This window comes from Flavobacterium ranwuense (assembly GCF_004349315.1).
GTDB lineage: Bacteria > Bacteroidota > Bacteroidia > Flavobacteriales > Flavobacteriaceae > Flavobacterium > Flavobacterium ranwuense.
The window spans coordinates 98,155-123,014 of the sequence record NZ_SMLH01000003.1; the positions used below are offsets into that span (position 1 = coordinate 98,155).

Annotated in this window: 23 protein-coding genes and 1 tRNA gene; 18 read left to right on the forward strand and 6 right to left on the reverse strand. The window is 34.5% G+C overall.

Annotated elements, in window-relative coordinates; translation table 11 throughout:
* Nucleotides 1-4 precede the first annotated feature (4 nt).
* The 12 genes from mraY (at nt 5) to E0I61_RS07075 (ending at nt 12,691) form a co-directional block, all read left to right on the forward strand.
* Complete coding sequence (gene mraY / locus E0I61_RS07020; protein ID WP_131991884.1) at nt 5-1,234, forward strand: phospho-N-acetylmuramoyl-pentapeptide-transferase; 1,230 nt, start codon at nt 5-7, stop codon at nt 1,232-1,234.
* Nucleotide 1,235: 1 nt separating this feature from the next.
* On the forward strand, nt 1,236-2,567 hold the full coding sequence (murD, locus tag E0I61_RS07025; RefSeq protein WP_132070337.1) for a UDP-N-acetylmuramoyl-L-alanine--D-glutamate ligase: 1,332 nt from the start codon (nt 1,236-1,238) through the stop codon (nt 2,565-2,567).
* 45 nt (nt 2,568-2,612) lie between these two features.
* Entirely contained in the window at nt 2,613-3,899 is a 1,287-nt protein-coding gene (locus E0I61_RS07030) for an FtsW/RodA/SpoVE family cell cycle protein (RefSeq protein ID WP_132070338.1), read from the forward strand.
* Nucleotides 3,900-3,929: 30 nt separating this feature from the next.
* Nucleotides 3,930-5,018 (forward strand): undecaprenyldiphospho-muramoylpentapeptide beta-N-acetylglucosaminyltransferase, encoded by a 1,089-nt coding sequence (gene murG, locus E0I61_RS07035; RefSeq protein WP_132070339.1) that lies wholly within the window; start codon nt 3,930-3,932, stop codon nt 5,016-5,018.
* 37 nt (nt 5,019-5,055) lie between these two features.
* Complete coding sequence (gene murC, locus E0I61_RS07040; RefSeq protein ID WP_132070341.1) at nt 5,056-6,405, forward strand: UDP-N-acetylmuramate--L-alanine ligase; 1,350 nt, start codon at nt 5,056-5,058, stop codon at nt 6,403-6,405.
* Nucleotides 6,392-7,114: a cell division protein FtsQ/DivIB gene (locus E0I61_RS07045; protein ID WP_132070343.1), complete on the forward strand. Its 723-nt coding sequence runs from the start codon at nt 6,392-6,394 to the stop codon at nt 7,112-7,114. The genes murC and E0I61_RS07045 overlap by 14 nt, the downstream gene beginning before the upstream one ends.
* Before the next feature lie 6 nt (nt 7,115-7,120).
* Nucleotides 7,121-8,506 carry a cell division protein FtsA gene (gene ftsA / locus E0I61_RS07050; RefSeq protein ID WP_131991902.1) on the forward strand — a complete coding sequence of 462 codons (1,386 nt, stop codon included), beginning with the start codon at nt 7,121-7,123 and terminating at the stop codon, nt 8,504-8,506.
* Between the two features lie 97 nt (nt 8,507-8,603).
* Nucleotides 8,604-10,547 (forward strand): cell division protein FtsZ, encoded by a 1,944-nt coding sequence (gene ftsZ, locus E0I61_RS07055; RefSeq protein ID WP_132070345.1) that lies wholly within the window; start codon nt 8,604-8,606, stop codon nt 10,545-10,547.
* A gap of 338 nt (nt 10,548-10,885) precedes the next feature.
* Nucleotides 10,886-11,335 carry a GatB/YqeY domain-containing protein gene (locus E0I61_RS07060; protein WP_132070347.1) on the forward strand — a complete coding sequence of 150 codons (450 nt, stop codon included), beginning with the start codon at nt 10,886-10,888 and terminating at the stop codon, nt 11,333-11,335.
* Between the two features lie 140 nt (nt 11,336-11,475).
* Nucleotides 11,476-11,721, forward strand: coding sequence for a GIY-YIG nuclease family protein (locus E0I61_RS07065; RefSeq protein WP_132070349.1), 246 nt, complete (start codon nt 11,476-11,478; stop codon nt 11,719-11,721).
* Nucleotide 11,722: 1 nt separating this feature from the next.
* A tRNA-Arg gene (locus tag E0I61_RS07070) sits at nt 11,723-11,796 on the forward strand.
* An 85-nt stretch (nt 11,797-11,881) separates the two neighbouring features.
* On the forward strand, nt 11,882-12,691 hold the full coding sequence (locus E0I61_RS07075; RefSeq protein ID WP_132070351.1) for a zinc-dependent peptidase: 810 nt from the start codon (nt 11,882-11,884) through the stop codon (nt 12,689-12,691).
* 26 nt (nt 12,692-12,717) lie between these two features.
* On the opposite strand, the gene rpe is transcribed toward E0I61_RS07075, so the two are convergent.
* From rpe to E0I61_RS07105, 6 genes are all read right to left on the reverse strand, one after another.
* Nucleotides 12,718-13,380, reverse strand: coding sequence for a ribulose-phosphate 3-epimerase (gene rpe, locus E0I61_RS07080; RefSeq protein ID WP_131991917.1), 663 nt, complete (start codon nt 13,378-13,380; stop codon nt 12,718-12,720).
* A 440-nt stretch (nt 13,381-13,820) separates the two neighbouring features.
* The gene (locus E0I61_RS07085) at nt 13,821-14,684 is read right to left on the reverse strand and encodes a sigma-70 family RNA polymerase sigma factor (RefSeq protein WP_007137700.1); all 864 of its coding nucleotides are present in this window, start codon (nt 14,682-14,684) and stop codon (nt 13,821-13,823) included.
* A 163-nt stretch (nt 14,685-14,847) separates the two neighbouring features.
* Nucleotides 14,848-16,980, reverse strand: coding sequence for a polyribonucleotide nucleotidyltransferase (locus E0I61_RS07090; protein WP_131991920.1), 2,133 nt, complete (start codon nt 16,978-16,980; stop codon nt 14,848-14,850).
* A 153-nt stretch (nt 16,981-17,133) separates the two neighbouring features.
* Nucleotides 17,134-17,400 (reverse strand): 30S ribosomal protein S15, encoded by a 267-nt coding sequence (rpsO, locus tag E0I61_RS07095; protein WP_066079886.1) that lies wholly within the window; start codon nt 17,398-17,400, stop codon nt 17,134-17,136.
* A 153-nt stretch (nt 17,401-17,553) separates the two neighbouring features.
* Nucleotides 17,554-18,495, reverse strand: coding sequence for an energy transducer TonB (locus E0I61_RS07100; protein ID WP_132070353.1), 942 nt, complete (start codon nt 18,493-18,495; stop codon nt 17,554-17,556).
* Nucleotides 18,496-18,529: 34 nt separating this feature from the next.
* A complete protein-coding gene (locus E0I61_RS07105; RefSeq protein ID WP_132070355.1) occupies nt 18,530-18,985 on the reverse strand; it encodes a GAF domain-containing protein in 456 nt (151 codons plus the stop codon).
* 74 nt (nt 18,986-19,059) lie between these two features.
* Between E0I61_RS07105 and xrtF the strand changes: the two genes are divergently transcribed.
* From xrtF to E0I61_RS07135, 6 genes are all read left to right on the forward strand, one after another.
* Nucleotides 19,060-19,608 (forward strand): exosortase family protein XrtF, encoded by a 549-nt coding sequence (xrtF, locus tag E0I61_RS07110; RefSeq protein ID WP_132070357.1) that lies wholly within the window; start codon nt 19,060-19,062, stop codon nt 19,606-19,608.
* Nucleotides 19,586-20,029 (forward strand): exosortase F system-associated membrane protein, encoded by a 444-nt coding sequence (locus E0I61_RS07115; protein WP_132070359.1) that lies wholly within the window; start codon nt 19,586-19,588, stop codon nt 20,027-20,029. Before xrtF ends, E0I61_RS07115 begins: the two co-directional genes overlap by 23 nt.
* 58 nt (nt 20,030-20,087) lie before the next feature.
* A complete protein-coding gene (locus E0I61_RS07120; RefSeq protein WP_132070361.1) occupies nt 20,088-20,918 on the forward strand; it encodes an ATP cone domain-containing protein in 831 nt (276 codons plus the stop codon).
* A gap of 41 nt (nt 20,919-20,959) precedes the next feature.
* On the forward strand, nt 20,960-22,315 hold the full coding sequence (locus E0I61_RS07125; RefSeq protein WP_132070363.1) for an MBL fold metallo-hydrolase RNA specificity domain-containing protein: 1,356 nt from the start codon (nt 20,960-20,962) through the stop codon (nt 22,313-22,315).
* A gap of 108 nt (nt 22,316-22,423) precedes the next feature.
* Complete coding sequence (locus E0I61_RS07130; protein WP_131992564.1) at nt 22,424-22,768, forward strand: HYC_CC_PP family protein; 345 nt, start codon at nt 22,424-22,426, stop codon at nt 22,766-22,768.
* Nucleotides 22,769-22,839: 71 nt separating this feature from the next.
* The gene (locus E0I61_RS07135; RefSeq protein ID WP_131991941.1) at nt 22,840-24,852 is read left to right on the forward strand and encodes a TonB-dependent receptor plug domain-containing protein; all 2,013 of its coding nucleotides are present in this window, start codon (nt 22,840-22,842) and stop codon (nt 24,850-24,852) included.
* The last annotated feature ends 8 nt before the right edge of the window (nt 24,853-24,860 follow it).

Consider the following 24,860-nt stretch of genomic DNA (forward strand, 5'->3'; position numbering starts at 1 on the left):
AAATATGCTGTATTACTTATTTGAATATTTAGACAAGATATTGGATGTGCCTGGAACGGGTGTTTTTCAGTACATCACTTTTAGATCCGCGTTAGCATTGATGCTTTCTTTACTATTGTCTACAATTTATGGTAAAAGAATAATCCGTTTTCTGCAAAAACAGCAAGTGGGAGAAACCGTTCGTGAACTTGGTTTAGCAGGTCAGAACGAAAAAGCGGGTACGCCAACAATGGGAGGGTTAATTATCATATTTGCCACTTTGGTTCCAGTTGTACTTTTTGCAAAACTGCATAACATTTACATCGTTTTGTTGATTGTGACTACACTTTGGATGGGAATAATTGGTTTTATAGATGACTATATTAAAATTTTCAAGAAAGATAAAGAAGGTTTAAAAGGAATATTTAAAGTTGTAGGGCAAGTAGGTCTTGGTTTAATAGTAGGAACTGTTCTTTATTTTAGTCCGGCGGTTACCGTGCGTACCGATACTTCTACATCAGATATTTTTAGAGTGCCAACAGAAACGGTGATTTTGCCAGCGCCAGTTGAAGAAAAATCTACTGCTACGACAATTCCTTTCTTTAAAAATAATGAATTTGATTATGCTGAATTACTAGCATGGACTGGCGAAGGATATGAAAAGTGGGCTTGGTTAATTTTTATTCCAGTTGTTATTTTTATTATAACGGCAGTGTCTAACGGTGCTAATTTAACGGATGGTATTGATGGACTTGCTGCAGGGACTTCTGCTGTTTCAGTTCTGGCATTAGGAATATTTACGTTCGTTTCAGGGAATATAATTTTCTCCAATTATTTGAATATTATGTATATCCCTAATTCGGGGGAAATGACGGTTTTTATTGCCGCATTTGTAGGATCATTGATTGGATTTCTTTGGTACAACTCGTATCCGGCTTCAGTTTTTATGGGCGATACAGGGAGTTTGACAATTGGAGGTATTATTGCAGTTCTGGCAATTGCCGTTCGAAAAGAAATGCTGATTCCTTTATTGTGCGGAATTTTTCTTGTCGAAAATTTATCTGTGGTTTTACAAGTAAGTTATTTTAAATATACCAAGAAACGCTTTGGCGAAGGCCGAAGAATCTTTCTAATGTCGCCATTGCATCATCATTATCAGAAGAAAGGCTATCACGAAAGTAAAATTGTAACACGATTCTGGATTGTTGCCATAATGCTGGCCATATTATCAATTGTTACCTTAAAATTAAGATAGCATGAGGCTAGTAATCTTAGGCGGCGGAGAAAGTGGTATAGGTACTGCTATTCTGGGTAAGAAAAAAGGATATGAAGTTTTTGTATCTGATTTTGGAAAGATAAAAGGAAATTACAAAGAGGTTCTTATCATTAATGGAATAGTTTGGGAAGAAGAAAAGCATACCGAAGATTTGATTTTGAATGCTGATGTGGTCATGAAAAGCCCAGGGATTCCAGACAAATCTCCAATAGTAAAAAAGCTTATCGAAAAAGGAATTCCAGTATTATCTGAAATTGAGTTTGCGGCACCTTTTACGGATGCAACCATAATAGGGATTACTGGTAGTAATGGGAAGACCACTACCACAATGCTTACACATCATTTGCTGAAATCAGCAGGATTAAATGTAGGGTTGGGAGGAAATATTGGAAAGAGTTTTGCCTGGCAAATAGCGGATAATAAATACGATTCTTATGTGCTGGAGTTGAGTAGTTTTCAATTGGACGGAATCATAAATTTTAAGCCACATATTGCTATTATTACAAATATTAGTCCAGATCATTTAGATCGATACGATTACAAATATGAAAATTATATTGATGCGAAGTTTAGAATTACGATGAATCAAACCGAGGAAGATTACCTCATTTATGATGCCGACGATGAAGCCATTGCAGAATGGTTTAAAACACACACAACAAAAGCCAAATTAATTCCTTTTTCATTGACAAAAACTTTCAGCGAAGGAGCTTATATAAAAAACAACAAAATGGAAATTTCAATCAATCAGGAAGAGCTTTCAATGGACACAGTACACATTGCCTTAGAAGGAAAACATAACATGAAAAACGCAATGGCAGCAACCTCTGTGGCAAAATTGATGCAGATTAGAAAATCTACAATACGTGAAAGTTTATCTAATTTTCAGGGAGTGGAACACCGTCTTGAAAAAGTATTGAAAATTCAAAACGTACAATACATCAATGATTCAAAAGCAACTAATGTAAACGCTACTTTTTTTGCATTAGACAGCATGAATACACCTACCGTTTGGATTGTGGGAGGTGTTGATAAAGGAAATGATTACAATGAATTGATGTCATTAGTTCGTGAGAAAGTAAAAGCTATTATTTGTCTTGGTGTAGATAATAAAAAAATTATTGATGTTTTTGGAAATGTAGTTGATATGATGATTGAAGTTGATAACATGAATGATGCTGTGAGAATGGCGCAACGATTATCAGAAAAAGGAGATACAGTTTTATTGTCACCTGCTTGTGCCAGTTTTGATTTATTCGAAAGCTACGAAGACAGAGGGAATCAGTTCAAACAAGCAGTTAAAAATTTATAGTAAGTCTAATTTATTAAGACTTTAAGCTTTAATAAAAATCAAACAATGAAACAACTAGTCAACAAATTAAAGGGAGATAAAGGGATTTGGTCATTCGTGGCCTTATTGGCCTTGTTTTCATTTATGCCTGTTTTTAGTGCTAGTAGTAATTTGGCCTATATTGGTCAAGGAAACGGAAATACATTAGGCTATTTAGTAAAACACATAGCACACATATGTATTGGTTTTCTAATTATATTTTGGGTTCATAAAGTGCCCTATCATTATTTTAAAGCAATTTCTAAAGGGGCCTTGTATATTGTTTGGCTATTATTGGCATACACATTAATCAAAGGGACCGTTATCGCTGGTGCTAATGCCAGTCGATGGATTCAGGTGCCATTTATTGGGATTACATTTCAAACGTCAACATTGGCAGCAATGGTGTTGTTTATTTTTGTAGCCCGTTATTTATCTAAAACCAGAGAAGTTCCTATTTCTTTTAAGTCCTCTATTTGGGAGCTTTGGTTGCCGGTATTCATTACGTTAATATTCATTCTTCCAGCCAATTTTTCCACTACGGCATTAATTTTCTCCATGGTGCTAATGTTGGTTTTCATTGGGAAGTATCCGTTGCGTTATATCGGAATTGTAGTAGGTTCTGGGATTGTGTTTCTGGCATTTTTTATTTTGATTGCTAAAGCTTTTCCGGATGCTTTTCCTAACCGTGTCGATACTTGGATTAGTCGTATTGATAATTTTACCAGTGATAAACCGGATGAGGATGATTATCAAATAGAGAAAGCTAAAATCGCCATAGCTTCGGGGAAAATATACGGATTAGGCCCAGGGAAAAGTGTCCAGAAGAACTTTTTGCCTCAATCTTCCTCCGATTTTATTTTTGCTATAATCGTCGAAGAATATGGACTTATAGGAGGTTTGGGAGTATTGACATTATATTTATTGTTGTTGTTTCGATTTGTGATAGCATCGCACAAAGCCAATTCACTATTCGGAAAATTAGTAGTGGTGGGATTGGGTTTTCCCATGATATTTCAGGCAATGGTAAATATGGCTGTAGCGGTTGAATTATTACCCGTTACGGGACAAACATTACCCTTAATCAGTAGTGGAGGAAGTTCAATCTGGATGACTTGTTTTGCCCTTGGAATCATCATTAGTGTTACGAAAAAAGAAGAAGAAATTACGCAGGAATTAAAAGATACTGCCAAAAGAGAAGAAGCACTTCAAAAATTAATTGACAGGGAATTAGAAGAGGAAGAGGTAGCAGCTGAGAATTATTCGATTGAAGATAAAGCTAAGAATCCGATGCATGCAGTTTTGAATAAATAAGGCGTTTTAGAAAATTAGAAATTAATAAAAATGAAACAGTATAAATTCATATTAAGTGGTGGCGGAACGGGAGGACATATCTATCCGGCAATTGCTATTGCAAATGAATTAAAATCTCGTTTTCCTGATGCCGAATTTCTTTTTGTAGGTGCCAAAGACAAAATGGAAATGCAAAAAGTACCTCAAGCAGGTTACAATATTAAAGGACTTTGGATATCTGGTTTGCAGCGTAGACTGACATTAGACAATGCTCTTTTTCCAGTGAAGTTGCTTTCAAGTTTATTAAAATCAAGAACAATAATCAAACAGTTCAAACCAGATGTGGTTATTGGAACAGGTGGTTTTGCAAGTGGTCCGTTATTGCAAGTAGCGGCAATTGCAGGAATTCCAACAGTGATTCAAGAGCAAAATTCCTTTCCGGGAATTACCAATAAACTGTTGAGTAAAAAAGCAAACAAAATATGTGTTGCTTATGAAAATCTGGAACGCTTTTTTCCAAAAGAAAAAATGATTTTGACTGGAAATCCAGTGCGTCAGGATTTAATTGATATCGAAAGCAAAAGAGAAGAAGCTATTCAATTTTTTAATTTGGATCCAAATAAAAAAACATTATTGGTTCTCGGAGGAAGTCTTGGAGCAAGAAGGGTAAACCAATTAATCGAAAAAGAGTTAGCCAATATGCTTTCTCAAAATGTTCAGGTGATTTGGCAATGCGGAAAGTTGTATTTAGAAGATTATAAAAAATACAATTCAGCAAATGTTCAGGTTGTCGCTTTTATTGAAAGAATGGATTTAGTTTATGCAGCAGCAGATATTGTTATTTCACGCGCTGGTGCATCATCTGTTTCGGAATTATGTATTGTGGGGAAACCAGTGATTTTTATTCCTTCACCTAATGTAGCTGAAGATCATCAGACTAAAAATGCACAAGCGATAGTCGATAAAAAAGGCGCTTTAATGTTGAAAGAATCCGAGCTTGATTCACAATTCAGTCTTGTTTTTGAAGTCTTACTGAAAGATCTGGGAAAGCAAAATCAGCTGAGTGAAAATATAAAATTATTGGCTATGCCAGAAGCAACAAAACAAATTGTTGACGAAATTGTAAAGCTAATTAGATAGAAATAAAAAAGATAATATACCAAAGACTCAAAATAAAATGAACTTAAATCAAATACATAACGTCTATTTTATCGGAATCGGAGGCATTGGGATGAGTAACTTGGCTCGTTATTTCAAGAATCTGGGCAAGAGTGTCTCAGGTTATGATAAAACGCCATCGGCTCTTACCAGTGAATTAATAGAAAGTGGAATTCCAATTCATTTTGAAGACAGTATTGATGCGATTCCGAAAGATTTTTACATAGAAAACACTTTGGTCGTTATTACGCCGGCTGTTCCTAAGACGCATTCAGAGTGGAATTATTTCTTGGAGAGAGATTTTCAAGTAAAAAAAAGAGCAGAGGTTTTAGGAATAATTACAAAAGATACTTTTTGTTTTGCAGTTGCTGGAACACATGGAAAAACAACTACATCAGGAATTTTAGGACATATTTTGCAGGAAAGCGGTGCTGATGTTACTGCTTTTATTGGTGGAATTGTTGAGAATTACAATTCGAATTTAATAGGAAGCGGGAAAACAGTAACTGTTGTTGAAGCGGATGAATTTGATCGTTCATTCCTGCATTTACATCCTAATATTGCCTGCATAACTTCTATGGACGCAGATCATTTGGATATTTATGGAACCAGTGAGGCAATAGAAGAATCTTTCCTTGAATTTGCATCAAAAATAGAAGATAAGAGTAATCTTTTTATAACAAAAGAATTACCAATTGAAGGTGTAACCTGTGCTGTGAATGAAGATGCAGTTTTTAAAGCTTTTAATGTTAGAATTGAAAATGCAAGCTATGTTTTTGATGTACAAACGCCTACGGAAGTAATCAAAGATTTACATTTTGGTTTACCTGGAAGACATAATTTAATGAATGCATTAATGGCTATCGCAATGGCAAAATTATTCGGCACCCCAACCGATGCCATTGCAAAAGCCATTACATCATTTAAGGGAATTAAAAGAAGATTTTCATACCAAATAAAAACAGAAGCTAAGGTTTATATCGATGATTACGCCCATCACCCAACGGAGATAAATGCAGTGCATCAGGCTGTTCGTGAATTGTATCCAAACCAAAAAGTTTTGGCCGTTTTTCAACCCCATTTATTTAGTAGAACGAGAGATTTTGCTGATGATTTTGCCAAAAGTTTATCGGCTTTTGATGCTATTATTTTACTAGATATTTATCCGGCCCGTGAATTACCAATGGAAGGAATAAACTCACAATGGTTGATGGATAAAATGACGAATAATAATAAAAAAATTGTAAATAAAGGCGATTTGATTGAGACAATTTTAGCAAGTGACGCATCGATTATTGTAACAATTGGAGCTGGAGATATTGGAGAATTAGTACCATCAATTAAAAAAGCGATAAATGAAACTCTTTAACTGGACAAATATTCGATTATTACTGATGTTTGTGTTGGTGATTCTTCTGTTTTCGTTTACGTCAAATCGTAATGCAAATAGAAAATTGACTAAATCTATAGTTATTTTTGTAGGAGATAACGCTCCTTTTGTGAAGCAAGAAACGGTTAATAAATTGTTAATAGAAAATAAAAAAGATGCATCAAGCATTCAAAAAGTTAATCTAGATTTGAATAAGCTGGAAACAAGTCTCAATGCACAAGAAATGATTGAAAAATCAGATGTATTTGTGAGTATTGATGGAGTGTTAAAAGCAGTGGTGAAACAAAAGACTCCTATTGCTAGAGTTTTTGACAAAAATGGTTCTTTTTATATTGATTACGAAGGAAATAGAATGCCCTTGTCAACTAATTTTACAGCTAGAGTTCCACTTGTTTCAGGAGGAATAAATAAAAAAAATAACGAAGATTTATCCGATTTATTTCGCTTAATCTATGACGATGCGTTTTTGAAAAAAAACATCATCGGAATTCAAATTATGCCTAATGGAAGCTTAAAAATGCTCAATAGAAATTTTGAATATCAAATTGATTTTGGTAGAATGATAAATGTGGAGCGTAAATTCAAGAATTATAAAGCTTTTTTTCAAAAAGCGGTTTTAGATAGTTCGTTGTATAAATATAAAAAAATTGACCTCCGATTTACGGAACAAGTAGTTTGCACTAAATAATAGATAATGGAAAAAGAGAATATTGCAGTAGGTCTAGATATTGGGACAACTAAAATAGTTGCCATGATAGGCAAGAAGAATGAATATGGGAAACTAGAAATTTTAGGTGTAGGAAAATCTAAAAGTTTAGGTGTGGCTAGAGGTGTGGTAAATAACATCACTCAAACCATACAATCAATACAGCAAGCGATTCAAGAAGCCGAAAATAATTCAGGCTATAAAATAAAAGATGTAGTTGTAGGAATTGCGGGACAACACATCCGTAGTATTCAGCATACAGATTACATCAGCAGAAACAACCCCGAAGAAGTAATCGGTGGGAATGATATTCAGCTTTTGATTGACCAAGTGAATAAATTGGCGATGTTACCCGGCGAAGAAATTATACATGTTTTGCCACAAGAATTTAAAATTGACGGACAATCTGAAATCAAAGAGCCTATAGGAATGTATGGTGGAAGATTAGAGTCTAGTTTTCATGTTGTAGTAGGGCAAGCTTCATCGATTCGTAATGTAGGCAGATGTATTCAAAGTTCTGGAATCGAATTATCAGGGTTGACATTGGAACCATTGGCTTCAGCTGATGCCGTTTTGAGTCAGGAAGAAAAAGAAGCTGGAGTTGCGCTTATCGATATTGGTGGTGGAACAACAGATTTGGCTATTTTCAAAGATGGTATTATTCGTCACACTGCGGTAATTCCTTTTGGAGGAAATGTGATTACAGATGATATCAAAGAAGGATGTTCGATCATTGAAAAACAAGCGGAATTATTGAAAGTTAAATTTGGATCTGCTTGGCCAGGAGAAAATAAAGACAACGAAATTGTTTCTATTCCAGGATTAAGAGGTAGAGAGCCCAAAGAGATTTCTTTGAAAAATCTATCTAAAATAATCCATGCTCGTGTTGTGGAAATTGTAGATCAGGTGTTCACTGAAGTGAAAGCTTACGGACACGAAGATCCTCGTAAAAAACTAATTGCAGGAATTGTACTTACTGGTGGTGGTGCACAATTGAAACACATCAAGCAGTTAGTAGAATATATTACAGGAATGGATACGAGAATAGGATATCCAAACGAGCATTTAGCTGGGAATTCTGATGAGGAGATTTCAAGTCCTTTATATGCAACTGCAGTTGGATTAGTAATGAAAAGCATTGAGAATAAAACACAGAGTGCGGTAAGAATGGATGCCATTGAACAACCTAAAGCTGCGGTATACAGACAGGCAGTTGTTCAAAATCCGGTGGTGAATGAGATTCTTGAGAAAGAGGAAGACGAAGAGGATCAAAACTCAAATGAGAAACATAATTCTACCGTAAATAGGATACAAAGAAATTTCTTTGACCGTTATGTTGACAAGATTAAGGATTTCTTAGATAATGCAGAATAATTTAGAAGTAATAAAAAATATTGTTTTTTTTCCTTTTTGCCCCAAGTAAAAAGAATTAAAAATCAAAAAATAATATAAATATCAAAAACCAAATAAAATGATGAGCAACTCAGAATTTGGAAGTATTTCATTTGATTTACCAAAGAACCAATCAAATGTAATAAAAGTTATTGGTGTAGGTGGAGGCGGAAGTAACGCCATAAACCACATGTTTAAACAAGGAATTAAAGGGGTGGATTTCATCGTATGTAATACGGATTCTCAGGCCTTACAAAGCAGTTCTGTGCCTAACAAAATTCAGTTAGGAGTGCATTTGACTGAAGGACTTGGTGCTGGAGCAAACCCAGATGTAGGACAGCAATCCGCTATTGAAAGTATTTCCGAGATTGAAAAAATGTTGGATAGAAATACTAAAATGGTATTCATCACTGCCGGAATGGGTGGTGGAACTGGAACTGGAGCTGCACCCGTAATTGCACAATTGGCTAAAGAAAGAGACATTCTTACTGTAGGGATTGTGACATTGCCTTTCTTGTTTGAAGGGAAAGTGCGTCAGGAACAAGCGTTAATTGGTATAGAAAAATTACGCAAACAAGTTGACTCTTTAATTGTTATCAACAACAATAAATTAAGAGAAGTGTATGGTAATCTTGGTTTCAAAGCAGGATTTTCAAAAGCGGATGAAGTTTTGGCTACAGCCTCAAGAGGTATTGCTGAAGTAATTACGCATCACTATACTCAAAATATCGATTTAAGAGATGCTAAAACGGTATTGTATAATAGCGGAACAGCTATTATGGGATCTTCTGTTTCTTCTGGTGAAAATAGAGCTAAAGAAGCCATTATTGCTGCTTTAGATTCTCCTTTGTTAAATGATAATAAAATTACAGGTGCCAAAAACGTATTGTTGCTTATCGTTTCTGGAACTAATGAAATTACAATTGACGAAATTGGAGAAATCAACGATCATATTCAAGTTGAAGCGGGGCATAATGCAAATATTATCATGGGGGTTGGTGAAGACGAATCACTTGGAGATGCTATTGCAGTGACTATAATCGCTACAGGTTTTGATATTGAACAACAAAACGAAATAGTAAATACTGAGCCAAAAAAAATTATACACACATTAGAAGATGAACAAAGAAGTGTTCATAATCTAAGTAATAAAACGGTAGCTGCTTTTGATTTAAATGCGGAATCTCCAGCATCTAATTCAAACGAAAGAATAGTTTTTGATTTATTGGAAGATACTGTTGTTGCTCCTGAGCCAGTGGTAACGACACCAACTATTAATAAGGAAGAATTGATGGTGATGTCTGAGTTTATTAAAAATTTAGACGTGACTTTCGAAATTGTTTCTCCTATTACTGACATTGATTTTACAATTTCAACACCTGTTGCTGAAGTTAATGAAGTAAAAGCAGTTCAGCCAAAAGTTATTGAAAGACAAGAACAAACTGCTTTCTCTTTTGATTTACCACTTTTCAAAGCAGAACCGGTAGCTCAAGTTGAAGAGAGCAAAGTGATGTTTGAATTGACGAATGAAACCCGTGATATGAAAGTAAACGAAGCGGTTCAATTTGTTCCCGTAACAGAATTGACTGACAATGGAATTATCAAATATTCTCTTGAAGAGTTCATGGAACCAGAGCATGATTTCATGGCTAAACCAGTTGCTAAAACTCCGGAAGTTGTTATTCCGGCGGAATTAAACATCACAATGAAACAAGTTGATACATCAGTAAATACATCTGTTGACTTTGAAGCTATTTCTCCAATGGAAATGACAATCGAGGAATCATTGCGAATGAGAGCTGATGAAAGAAGAAAAAAACTAAAAGAATTCAATTATAAGTTTCATAACAATGTTTCTAAAATTGATGAATATGAAAAAGAACCAGCTTACAAAAGATTGGGAATAGATATTTCAAACAATCAAGCCAATAATACAAATTCGAGAATTTCTGTGGGAACAGACAGCAACAACGATCTACAGTTGCGTTCTAACAACTCGTATTTACATGACAACGTAGATTAACTAACTCAAACCAAAATGAGGTAGCCCGAAAATTCATTTAATTTTCGGGTTATTTTTTTGTAGTTTCGAGCAACAAAGCAATCTATTGTTAATTACAGTAAATTTCTTTAATTTTGTCGGGCCTTTATCCAGCTGTCGTTTCAAGCTTTTTGTCAAAAATGTTTTTTCTACGTCCTTAAAAGAGCTTCTAAAGTCGCTTTTTAAGTGCATGAAAAAAATCATTTTCTCCTAAAAAGGCTTTCCACTACCATCTGGGTCAAAAAAGAATCGTTTTCATAATTAGCATTTTAACAATCGATTAAACAAATAGTCGATTAATCAAATTAACAATAAAGAATATGAGTTTATCAGTACAAATCATGGACGATATTAAAACAGCCATGAGAGCCAAAGATACAGTAGCATTAGAAGCTTTAAGAGCTATTAAATCTGAAATCCTATTAGCGCAAACTGCAACAGGATCAAAAGAAGAAATCTCAGCAGATGATGAAATAAAATTGTTGCAAAAATTAGTAAAAACACGTAAGGAAAGCGCTAAGATTTTTACAGAGCAAAACCGTTTGGATTTAGCTGAACCAGAATTGGCACAAATCGCAGTAATAGAAAAATTCTTGCCGGCACAATTAAGCGAAGCAGAAGTTGAAGTTGTGATTGCAAAAATTATTGCAGAAACAGGTGCGTCAGGAATTGCTTCAATGGGGAAAGTGATGGGATTAGCGGCAGCACAATTAGGTGGAACTGCCGAAGGAAAAACGATTTCTACTATAGTTAAAAAACTATTGACATAAATTTGTATGATTTAAGGTTAACGATTTTACACCATAAATCTAAAATCGTTAATCAATAATCTTAAATCAAATGGCTGCGTAGTTCAACTGGATACCTGCCTGCCTGCCTGCCGGCAGGGAATATCAGATTTCGACAATAAATGGAATATTTTGTATATATTTTAGAGAGTGAGATTGATGGAAGGCTTTATAAAGGTCAGACAAGTGATATAGATAAAAGAATAATAGAACATAATTCAGGTAAGACAAAATCTACCAAAGGTTTTAAGCCCTGGAAATTGGTTTATTTAGAAACTTTTGGTACAAGAGAAGAAGCAGTTCTTCGTGAAAAATATTTTAAAACAGGAAGTGGAAGAGAATTTTTAAAAGAAAAAACAACAAAATAATGGCTGCGTAGTTCAACTGGATAGAATATCAGATTTCGACTCTGAGGGTTGCAGGTTCGAACCCTGTCGCGGCCACAAACACAAATAAAAATGCTTCAAAAAAATCAAGTTTGCTTGAAATTATTTTGGAGCATTTTTTATTTTAAAGCGGTTATAAAATATGTCATTACAACTTTTTATTTCAGTATTGTTTGGAATATTATTTCTTCTAATAATTGTTTTTAGAGTTCTGGAGCCTGCCTATCTCTTACTATTTAATAAACCATTTTACATCCATTGGTATCCTTTCTCCAAAAAATTAAAATCAAGCCAACGCCAAATTTTAGTAAACGACTTTCCGTTTTATAGCAGGCTTTCTTCTAAAAGGAAAGCGTATTTTGAACATCGAGTAAGTGAGTTTATTGCTAAATATGAGTTTATAGGCAAGGAAGTTGTTATTACGGAACAAATGAAAATACTGATTGCGGGAACGTATGTGATGTTGACTTTTGGGATGAGAAATTATCTTGTTCGTTTATTCAATAAAATAATAATTTATCCTTCCAGTTATTTTTCTACCGTAAATGAAGCGTATCATAAAGGAGAATTTAATCCCAGAATGAAAGCGGTAGTTTTTTCGTGGGAAGATTTTTTATTGGGACATTTAACATCAAGCGATAATATTAATCTGGGTTTACATGAGTTCTCTCATGTGTTGCATTTTCATTGCTTAAAAAGTAATGATCCAAGTGCCATTATCTTTTTTGATGAATTCAATGAAGCCGTAAAATATTACAGCGATCCAGTTTTAAATAACGAGTTGACTCAGAAAGATTATTTTAGATTGTATGCTTATGAAAATCAATTCGAATTTTTATCGGTTATCTTGGAACATTTTTATGAGACACCTCGTGTTTTCAAAAGGGAGCATCCGGAACTATATGCACATATTTCAAGAATGATTAATTTTAAAGAAGAATATTTAAAATAAAAATGGCGCTTTAAGCGCCATTTCTTTTAGAAGTTTGTTAGCTTCTTCAGATCTTGTATCGTTTGGGTTGGATTTTCCGCTTTGAAAACAAAGCTTCCGGCTACCAGAACATCAGCTCCGGCTTCCACTAATTGTTTTGCATTTTTATTGGTTACACCACCGTCAATTTCAATGATTGTAGTTGCTCCTTTTTTAGTGATTAACGCTTTTAGCTTTTCAATTTTAGCATACGTATTTTCAATAAAAGATTGTCCTCCAAAACCTGGATTCACACTCATGATACAAACCAAATCAATGTCATTGATTACATCTTCCAGTAAGTCAATATTAGTGTGTGGATTGATTGCAACTCCAGCTTTCATTCCTTCCGCTTTGATGGCTTGTAGTGTTCTGTGAAGGTGTGTACAGGCTTCATAGTGTACACTTAGAATATTAGCTCCTAATTCAGCAAAAGTTTTAATGTAACGATCCGGATCTACAATCATCAAGTGAACGTCAATTGTTTTTTTTGCATGTCGGTTAATGGCTTCCAGAACTGGCATTCCATAAGAGATGTTAGGAACAAAAACGCCATCCATGATATCGATATGAAACCAATCGGCTTCACTGTTGTTGATCATTTCGATGTCGCGTTGCAGATTGCCAAAATCGGCAGCAAGCACTGATGGTGCAATAAGTGTATTCTTCATTGTGTAGTTGTTACGTTGAGACGCACAGCAGTGCGTCTTTACAGTTGTATTGTTTGTGCAAAAGTAGTTTTTTTACAGCAATTGGCGAAAGTTTTTTTATAGGGACAACTCGCGAGTTGTCTGTACTATGAAATTGCGTAAGGGATTGTAGTGGAAATCCTTTTTATTTTTTTTCTAAAAATAAAAGATTGCAACGGAAAGCCCGACTCGAAGTTTTTACGGAGGGTTACGCCTAAATGATTTTAAACAGAAATAGGTGAGAGAATCTGAAATGAATTCAGATTAAAAAGCAAAACTCCGGTAATCAACCGGAGTTTCAATCATCAATCAAAAAACGAACAGTTAATCAGACCGTCGTTACTTATTAGTCTAAAGCCGAAAGTCAAAAATCATAATGTTGTTGGACTTTATGACTTTTGACTTTTAGACATTTGACTGTTTTATCCTAAATAAGTTTTTAGTATTTTACTTCTTGAAGTGTGTTTTAATCTGCGGATTGCTTTTTCCTTGATTTGACGCACACGCTCACGAGTTAGGTCGAAAGTTTCTCCAATTTCCTCTAAGGTCATTGGGTGTTGGTCACCAAGACCAAAATATAAACGAACTACATCAGCTTCTCTTGGAGTCAATGTTTCTAGGGAACGCTCAATCTCCGTACGCAATGATTCATGGATTAATTCTCTGTCTGGATTTGGAGATTCACCAGAACGCAATACGTCGTAAAGGTTAGAATCTTCTCCTTCTACAAGAGGTGCATCCATTGATAAGTGACGACCGGAGTTTTTCATACTCTCTTTTACGTCATTTACGGTCATGTCTAGCTCTTTTGCAATTTCCTCAGCAGATGGTGGACGCTCGTTAGATTGCTCTAATAAAGCGTACATTTTGTTGATTTTATTGATAGAACCAATTTTGTTCAAAGGCAAACGAACGATACGGGATTGTTCAGCCAATGCTTGTAATATAGATTGACGAATCCACCAAACGGCATACGAGATGAATTTGAAACCACGTGTTTCATCAAAACGTTGTGCTGCTTTTATCAATCCTAAATTTCCTTCGTTGATCAAATCGGGAAGTGTTAATCCTTGATTTTGATATTGTTTTGCTACCGAAACTACGAAACGTAAATTGGCTTTTGTCAATTTCTCTAATGCTTTCTGGTCACCGGCTTTAATCTTTTGTGCTAATTCTACCTCTTCGTCAGCGGTAATAAGGTCAACTTTTCCAATTTCTTGTAAATACTTGTCTAATGAAGCAGTTTCACGATTGGTTACCTGCTTGGTGATTTTTAGTTGTCTCATGTTTTTTTGTCTCCTAAATTTTAAGTGTACAAATGGTTATACGTATAGAGTCTCAAAAAAGTTACAATAGTTTCTAAAATAATTTAATTTAAAACAAAAATCCCGTTTCAAATAAATGAAACGGGATTTTCTATAAATAAACCTTTAGTAAACTAAGATCTGATTACTCTTTTCTTTCCTCACGTGGAGGTCTTGGCATAAGTGCTTTTCTTGACACTTTTTCTTTTCTTGTTTTTGGATCCATACCTAAGTATTTCACTTGAAAAGTATCGCCCATATTAACAACATCAGAAACGTTCTCAGTACGTTCCCAAGCTAACTCAGATACGTGAAGTAATACTTCATTTCCGGGTGCTGCAAGGTATTCTACTACAGCTCCAAAATCAAGCATTTTGATTACTTTCACATCATAAGCTTCTCCCATCTGTGGTTTGAAAGTAATGGACTGAATTTTAGCCAGTACCGCTTCAATTCCAGCAGGATCTGTACCAAGAATCTCGATGACTCCTTGTTCGTCTACTTCGTTGATAACGATTGTAGTTCCGGTAGCTTTTTGTAATTCTTGAATTACTTTTCCACCAGGTCCGATCAAAGCACCAATGAAATTACCAGGAATAGTTCTTGTAATAATTTTTGGAGCATATGCTTTAACATCTGCTTTAGGCGTTGCTAAAACTTCAGTTATTTTTCCAAGAATGTGCAAACGACCATCACGAGCTTGAGCTAATGCTGATTCCATGATGTTGTATGCCAATCCTTCGATTTTGATGTCCATTTGACAAGCAGTGATTCCATCAGCAGTTCCGGTTACTTTAAAGTCCATGTCTCCTAAGTGATCCTCATCACCAAGAATATCAGACAATACTGCAAAACGATCTCCGTCAGTAATTAATCCCATAGCAATACCAGAAACTGGTTTGATCATTTGGATACCTGCATCCATAAGCGCTAATGTACCAGCACAAACGGTAGCCATAGAAGATGAACCGTTAGATTCTAATACTTCTGATACAATACGAATAGTATAAGGACAATCAGCAGGAATCATGTTTTTCAAAGCTCTTTGAGCTAAGTTTCCGTGACCTACTTCTCTTCTTGAAGTTCCTCTTAATGGTTTTGCTTCACCTGTAGAGAAAGGAGGGAAGTTGTAATGTAAGTAGAATTTCTCTTCACCTTGTTGAGATGGAGAATCAATTTGGTTTGCTTCTCTAGAAGTTCCTAAAGTCGCTGTTGCTAATGCTTGAGTCTCTCCTCTTGTAAACAATGCCGATCCGTGAACAGATGGTAAATAATCTACTTCAGCCCAGATAGGTCTGATTTCTGTAGTTTTTCTACCGTCTAAACGTGTCCCTAAATCTAGGGTTACGTTACGAACGGCTTCTTTATTGGCTTTGTAGAAATATTTAGAAACTAAATCCCCGTTTTCAGCTAATTCTTCTTCTGTAAATAAAGATTTTACGAGTTCTTTTACTTCAGCAAATTGGGCTGTTCTTTCGTGCTTTGCTGTTCCTTCTTTTGCAATAGCGTAACACAAATCGTAAGATGCCGCCTTTACTTTGTCATAAATGGCGCAGTCTTCTTTTTCTTGCTCGTATGTTCTTACTTCTTTTTTACCAAAAGCAGCAACTAATCTCTCTTGCGCTTCGATTTGAATTTTGATGGCTTCGTGAGCAAATTTAATAGCTTCCACCATTTCGTGTTCTGAAATTTCTTTCATCTCACCTTCTACCATTGCGATAGAATCTTTAGAAGCACCAATCATCATGTCAATATCAGATAATTCTAATTGCGCGCGACTTGGATTAATAACGAATTTTCCGTCAACACGAGCTACACGAGCTTCCGAAATCAAAGTTGAAAAAGGAATATCAGATAAAGCAAGTGCTGCCGAAGCTGCTAAACCTGCTAATGCATCTGGCATTACGTTTTCGTCATGAGACATCAACTGAATCATCACTTGCGTTTCTGCGTGGTAATCACTTGGAAAAAGTGGACGTAATACACGGTCAACTAATCTCATTGTCAAAACTTCGCTATCGCTTGGTCTTGCTTCTCTTTTGAAAAATCCACCAGGAAAACGACCTGCTGCTGCAAATTTTTCACGATAATCTACCGTTAAAGGCAAAAAATCTACTGGGCTTGCTTTTCTGGCAGATACAACTGTTGCAAGCAACATCGCATTTCCCATTTGTACTACTACTGAACCGTCAGCTTGTTTGGCTAGTTTTCCGGTCTCGATTGAGATGCTTCTGCCATCTCCTAAATCGATAATTTCTTTTGAAACTTTTGGAATCATAATTTGAATTCTCTTTAGATTAAACAATGGGTTCTAGTTGTGTTGTAGTTGTTGTTGTGCGTAGTTAATGCCTAAAACCCAATGAAAAACCAAACTTTTTTATTATTGTATATAAAAACAAAAAGAGGCACTTTCGCACCTCTTTACTATTGATTATTTTCTGATATTCAATACTTTGATAATTTCACGGTATCTGTTGATTTCTGTTTTCTTCAAGTAATCCAACAAAGATCTTCTTTTACCTACAAGCAATACTAATGAACGCTCTGTGTTATAATCGTGACGATTTTTTTTCAAGTGCTCCGTTAAGTGGCTAATTCTGAAAGTGAACAAAGCAATTTGAGCTTCTGATTTTCCAGTGTTTGTTTTTTCTCCGTGTTTAGCGAAGATTTCTTCTTTAATCTCTTTAGTTAAATACATTCCAATATTTGTTTAATGATTTTTATGTATGTCATACAGCTATTGTAAGACCGTGCAAAAGTAGTATTTATTTTTTGGAAGAACAAGTTTTTATGAATATTATTGAGCTTTTGGGGAAACCCTAAAAAATCAAAACTAGTTTTTACGGTCTATTTATCTAATTGTGATGGGCAGGGAATACAAAAATCTCACGGGAATACCTTTCATTTTGCCAGGAGTCCAACCTCTATAACTCTTTAATACCATGATGGCCTCATCATCGAGCCCGTAACCCAATCCCTTTATTATTTTAATGTCGTCTATGTTTCCGTCGCCTTTAACTATAAATGTTAAATATATTTTACCTGAAATGTTGTTTATTTGCGCTTCTTTTGTTTTCCTAATATTATTTGCGATGTAGCTGTAAAAATGGTCGATTCCTTTTTTGGGTTCGGCCTTTGATAATATAATTTTATAGGGATGCTCTACATTCCTGGAGTCAATGCTTATTCCTGAAATGAATTTGCCGTTTTCATAAATTTCCGTGTAGCTACAATTAAGGTTTTTACTTTGTCCTTTCCAGATACCATCATGAAATCCGTTTTTTATTTTTCCGCTTTCGTGCTGTTTGTCATCGGAGTATTCATAATCCCCGTTGCCGTCAATAACTTTTTGGACATTTTCGGTATTCCAAAATTGATTAACGCTGATTTCAGAAATAGGTCCGTTTTGACTTTCTAGATATTCAATTTCTGATTTGATTTGTCCATTTTCATGCCAGTCATACTGTTTGCCACTTGGTCTGGAATTTACATAATTCGCAATAGATCTTTTATTTCCATTTTCATAATAATATATAAATTGTCCTTCTTTCGATAAATAATCTTTGGCTTTTGAGGCTCCTTTCATTTGTATTTTTCCGGATTTATAATAATCTTGAAAAATATATTGGTCTTGTTCTAAAGAATAATCTTTTACGATACGATAGTATTTATGATTGATTTCATCAGTTTCATTCCAGAGGGAATCCAAATAAACTTTTTTGCTAATAGGGGTTTGAGAGAATGATAAAATTGGAATTAGAAAAAACAGTATAAAATGTAAGTTTGATTTCATAAATAATTTAGATTGAAAATTAAATGTATTAATTCTAATACAAATTTGCAATTTCGCGATTTACAAACTCCAAAAATTGCTCGTCAGCTTCAGAAAATGGATCCAACACATGGCTGTCAATATCAATTTGTCCTATGTTTTCTCCGTTTACAAAAAGTGGCACTACGATTTCTGATTTTACGGTAAAACTACAAGCAATATAATTGTCTTGCGCTGCAACGTCAGGAACGACAAAGTTTTCATTAGAAACTGCTACTTGCCCGCAAATTCCTTTTCCGAAAGGGATTACAGTATGATCTGTTTCTGCACCTACGTAAGGACCTAAGTGTAGTGTTTTAGTTTCTTGATTTGCAAAATAAAATCCAACCCAATTGTAATATGCAATAGAGTCGCTAAGTAATTGACAAATAGACAAGAGTTTTTCGTCTCTTGACAGCGTTTTGTTTAATGTGATTTCGGTAATTTTTGGTTGTAATTCTTGAAATGTCATGTTTTTAATTTTATTTATGCAAAAGTATTTAAAGCAGGTTTCAAAAATTACATAAATTTGTTAAAAAATAGATCTTGAAAAAATATTTTATTCTGTATAAACCTTTTTTGCTTTTTCTGGCAACTTTTTTTCTGGCTTATATCGTGCTGACTTTTTTGTATCAACGCTATCTTATGAGTTTTGAAGAAAATGAAATAGATTTAATTACAAGAATGGTGGGAAAAAATACGGCGCAAGTGTTGCAACTATTTAATGATGGGTCTTCGATTGAAGAAAGTGTTGCGCATCCTTATATGAAGTTGTTTTATAGTCAAAAATATGTAGCCCGAATTGTAGAAGGTTGTAATGCAATCAGTGTAATTATTTTGTTTATTTCATTTGTGGTAGCTTTTTCAGGAAAACTAAAGACGACGCTACTTTTTATCTTTGGAGGAAGTTTACTGATTTATGTGTTGAATATTTTGAGAATAGCAGCTTTAAGTGCGCTTATTTTTTATTTTCCAAAACAAGAACCATTTTTACACGGAGTCCTTTTTCCTTTGTATATTTATGGAGTCGTTTTTATTTTGTGGTTAATTTGGGTTCGTAAATTTTCAAGATATGCTTCAAAAGATATTAAATAACAAGCTAAGATTCATACAATTCCTTTTTTTAGTTGTATTATTAGTGCTTGTTCGCGCTTTTGAAAATCAGTTGTTTTATGACCCTTTTCTGGATTTTTTCAAAAAAGATTTTACTAAGTTAAGGTTGCCAAGTTTCAATTCAACCCAATTGTTTTTAGGGTTATTGTTCCGTTATACAGTGAATACTACTATTTCATTGGGTATTATTTATGTTCTTTTCAAAGACGTGGCAATGGTTAAATTTGCTTTCGTACTCTATTATTTTTTCTTCATAATTTTAATTGTTGCTTTTTTCTACATTGTCTACTTCGCGAATGAGCATAGTAATTGGGTTTTATTTTACGTTCGCAGGTTTTTGATTCAACCTATTTTTGTCTTATTATTTGTTCCGGGATTTTATTATCAAAAACAAAATAAATAGTCTTTTTTCTTTATCTTTAATGTTGATTTAAGTTCCTGTTTATCAAATAAATAAGGATATGAAAATAATAAAACATTCTGGAGATATTGTCGAATTTAATTCTGATAAACTCAAAAAATCACTTTTAAAATCCGGAGCAAGTGCTATTGCGGTCGACAACATACTTTATACGATAAAAAAACAAATGTATGAAGGTATTTCTACGAAGCAAATCTATAAAATGGCTTTTTCATTATTGAAAAAAACAGCTAATTCCCATGCAGCACGTTATAATTTAAGAGAAGCAATACGATTGTTAGGTCCTGCAGGTTTCTTTTTCGAAAAATACATTGCCCGTCTTTTTGCTTCGGAACAGTATCAAACGGTAACAAATATAACCTTGCAGGGCAAATGTGTCTTGCATGAAATTGATGTTTTAGTAAAGAAGAATGAGGATATTTCCATGGTTGAATGCAAATATCATGTGGGTAGAGACGCCGCTTCGGATGTGAAAGTTCCCATGTATATTTTGTCGCGTTTTAATGATTTGAAGGAAAGACAGCATGCTATTTTCGAAAAAAAAGATAGTATTTCAAATTGTTGGATCGTCACAAATAACAGGTTTACAACAGATGCGGTCGATTTTGCAAAATGTTCTGGATTGAATTTATTAAGTTGGAATTATCCGGAAGACAATAATCTAAAAACGAAAAACGACACGAGTTATCTTTATCCGGTAACTTGCTTAACCACGTTATCAATAGCTGAAAAAGATAAGTTATTGATATTGGATGTGATTTTGGTAAAAGAAATAATAAACCATTCCGATTGCTTGGAGAAAATTGGATTAAGCCCAAACCGGATAAAACACGTATTAAAAGAAGCATCAGAATTATGTAGTTATACTTAAAATGATAGGTTTTGGATTGTTTAATTTTAAATTCAAATCAAATGAAAGTTAAATTTATTGGTGGAGCAGGTACAGTGACCGGTTCTAAAACATTAATTGAAAGTAATGGGATTCGGATTTTGATAGATTGCGGGTTGTTCCAAGGCATTAAACCTTTGCGGGAACTCAATTGGGAACCTTTGCCTATTTTGCCCTCCACGATAGACTTTGTTTTACTCACTCATGGTCATTTAGATCATTGTGGTTGGTTGCCAAGACTGGTGAATCAGGGCTTTGACGGTAAAATTTATTGCACGAGTCCCACAAAAGATATTACTAAACTCATCCTTCTGGATAGTGCTAAAATTCAGGAGGAAGAAGCTAAAAAAGCAAATGAAGGAAAATATTCCAAACATGAAATTGCCGAACCACTTTATACGGTAGAACAGGCTGAAAAAGTTTTTCCGTTTTTTAGAGTAATTAAAACCAATGAGCCTGTTCCTTTGGATGCTCAAATTGAAGCTATTTATACCAATGCAGGTCATATTTTAGGCGCGTGCAGTATTGCATTGACACTTGAAAATAAAACCTTAGTTTTTTCCGGAGACATTGGCCGTGATAATGATGTGTTGATGTATCCGCCAACTAAACCCAAAAAAGCTGATTATGTTTTTCTAGAAAGCACCTATGGTGATCGATTACATCCTCAAACTGATACCAAATTAGAACTGGAAACTTACATCAACAATACAGTTGAGAAAGGCGGAACGATTATTATTCCAAGTTTTGCAGTAGAGCGTGCCCAGACAATCATGTATCTGATATGGCAACTTAGAGAAGAAGACAGGATTCCCAATATTCCTTATATTATTGATACCCCAATGGGAATTAATGCACTGAATATTTTTTCGAATAATAAAAAATGGCACAAGTTATCGCTGGAAGAATGTGCCGAAATGAGTAAAATGTTTTCATTGGTTTCTGATTATCAGGAAACAATTGAAGTGATTTTTGATCAAAAGCCTAAAGTGGTGATTGCGGCTAGCGGAATGGTTACAGGCGGAAGAGTGTTGAGTTATCTCGAACATTATATTGGCCTTCCGGAAACTACTGTAATCATTGTAGGATATCAGGCCGAAGGAACACGTGGAAGAAAATTATTAGAAGGAGCAGAAGAAATTAAAATTCATGGTCGGTATTATCCCGTAAAAGCAAATATTTTGGAAATACAAGGTTTGTCAGCGCATGGAGATCAAAAGGATTTGCTTAACTGGCTGTCAGCGCTGGAAAATAAACCGACAAGAGTTTTTCTCGTGCATGGAGAGAATCAGCCGATGGATGAACTTCGGATAAAAATTCATGAAAAATATGGTTTTGATTGTAGAATTCCTTTAATGGGACAAGAATTTGAGTTGTAAATTTTTCAGGAATTTGATTTTTTGATTTGATAAAATCACTAATTTTGCAATGTGAAATTTAATAAACATATAAGTATACTTCTGGCTATTTTTATATTGGTTTCCAATATGGGATTAGCATTTAATGTTCGTTATTGCGGGAACGAGATTGCTTCGGTTACTCTTAAAACTCCTGCTCAGGATCAAAATTTAGAAAAAGATTGTTGTGGGGTTGTTGAAAAAAAATCACATTGTTGCAAAGACAAAGAGGTTAATTTTCAAAAGAAAACAGATAATTTAATTCAAAAAATAGTTTCTCTCCATACGGATTTTACATTTTCAATAGAGGAATGGAATCCTTCTGTGTTATCATTTGTTTCAAATTTTAAAAGCAGCCCATTTATTTCGTATTACTACGATGCAAATGCGCCTCCTTTTTTTAAATTATACCACCAATATATTTTCTACGCGTAGTTTTAATGTTTTAATAAAAACTTGAATCACACCTTTGTGATTTTACATTTTTTAAACATTAAAAAACAATCATGCAAAAACAAATTTCAATACTTTTATTACTCTTCTTTTGTGCTTTTAATTCTTATTCGCAAGATACTTTGCAGGAGATAAAAGTAAAAGGCAACAGTAAAAGTTTAAAAAAATCATATAGCCTAACGGCTAATACTACAACGTTGACAAGCAAAGAATTACTTAAAGCCGCCTGTTGTAATCTGGCAGAAAGTTTCGAAACAAATCCTTCAATTGATGTCAATTTTTCGGACGCTTTGACAGGAACGAAACAAATAAAAATGCTGGGATTGACGAGTCCTTATTTGATGATTACGGAGGAAAACATTCCTTCGGTTCGTGGTGCTTCTCAAGCCTACGGATTGTCTTTCACGCCGGGAACTTGGGTAGAAAGCATCCAAATTACAAAAGGTGCAGGAAGTGTAGTCAATGGCTTCGAAAGTATTTCGGGACAAATCAATACCGAATTAATAAAGCCAATCAGCGATATTCCGTTTTTTCTGAATGCCTATGGTTCAACAGATTCTCGGTTTGAATTAAATACGCATTTCAATACCAAAATTTCTGATAAATGGAGTAGTAGTTTGTTTGTTCACGGAAACACAAGAGTTTCAAAAAACGATATGAATGACGATGGTTTTCTGGACAATCCATTGGCAAAACAAATCAATGTTTTAAATCGTTGGCAATATACCAATGCCGAAAAAGGTTGGGTGAGTTTCATTAACTTCCGGTATATGAATGATCAAAAACAAACAGGAGAATTAAATTTTGACCCAGATAGAGATAAGGGGACGACTAATTATTGGGGTTCCGAAATCAATACGGAACGTTTTGATGTTTCCACTAAATTAGGCTATGTTTTTCCAGATATGCCGTATCAGAGTATTGGTTTTCAGAATGCTTTTAACAGTCATGATCAAAACTCTTATTTTGGCTTAAATCAATATAATATTAAACAAAAAAGTTATTATTCGAACTTAATTTTCAATTCGATTATCAATAATACGAAACATAAATTTTCAACGGGTTTGAATTTCACGTATGATAAATACGGAGAGTTTGTCAATGTGAATGATTACAGCCGAATTGATAATTCGGTGGGTGCTTTTTTCGAATATACCTATGATAATACAGAGAATTTTAGCGTAGTTCTTGGCGGTAGGATTGACAATCATAATCGTTTGGGGACTTTTGCTACGCCAAGATTACACGTGCGATACAATCCTTGGGAAAAAGGTGTCTTGCGATTTTCAGCAGGAAGAGGGAAACGAAGCGCTAATGTTTTTGCTGAAAACCAACAGCTTCTGGCAAGTTCAAGAACCTTTGAATTTTTAGATACCAATGGAAAAATATACGGTTTGAATCCTGAAATTGCATGGAATTATGGGTTGAGTTTTATGCAGGGTTTTTTGCTTTTTGGCAAGAGTGCTGATGTTGGATTTGATTTATACAGAACCGATTTTCAAAATCAGGCAGTTGTTGATGTATTGCAAAGTCAGCAACAGGTATTGTTTTACAACTTAAAAGGGAAATCGTATGCGAATAGTTTGCAAGTAGAGTTCAATTATGAATTAGCCAAACATTTTAATTTGAGAACAGCCTACAAATACTATGATATTAAAACGGATTATTTATCAGGAACATATCAAAGGCCATTGCAGGCAAAACATCGTTTCTTTGGGAATTTAGGATATGAAACTCATATTTTAGATAAAGGAAAACAATGGAAGTTTGATTATACTTTCAACTGGCTTGGAAAACAACAATTGCCCAATACTTCAACAAATCCCGAAGAAGACAGGCTGCCTGAATTTTCGCCTTCATTTTCTGTGATGAATATACAAGTTACCAGAACTTTTTCTTCTACTTTTGAAGTATATATTGGCGGTGAAAATATTGGGAATTACAAGCAAGATAATGTTATCTTGGGTAATGAGAATCCATTTGGACCTACTTTTGATGCATCGATAGTTTATGGTCCGGTTTTTGGACAAATGTATTATGCGGGTTTGCGTTTTAAAATTAAATAATATAAATA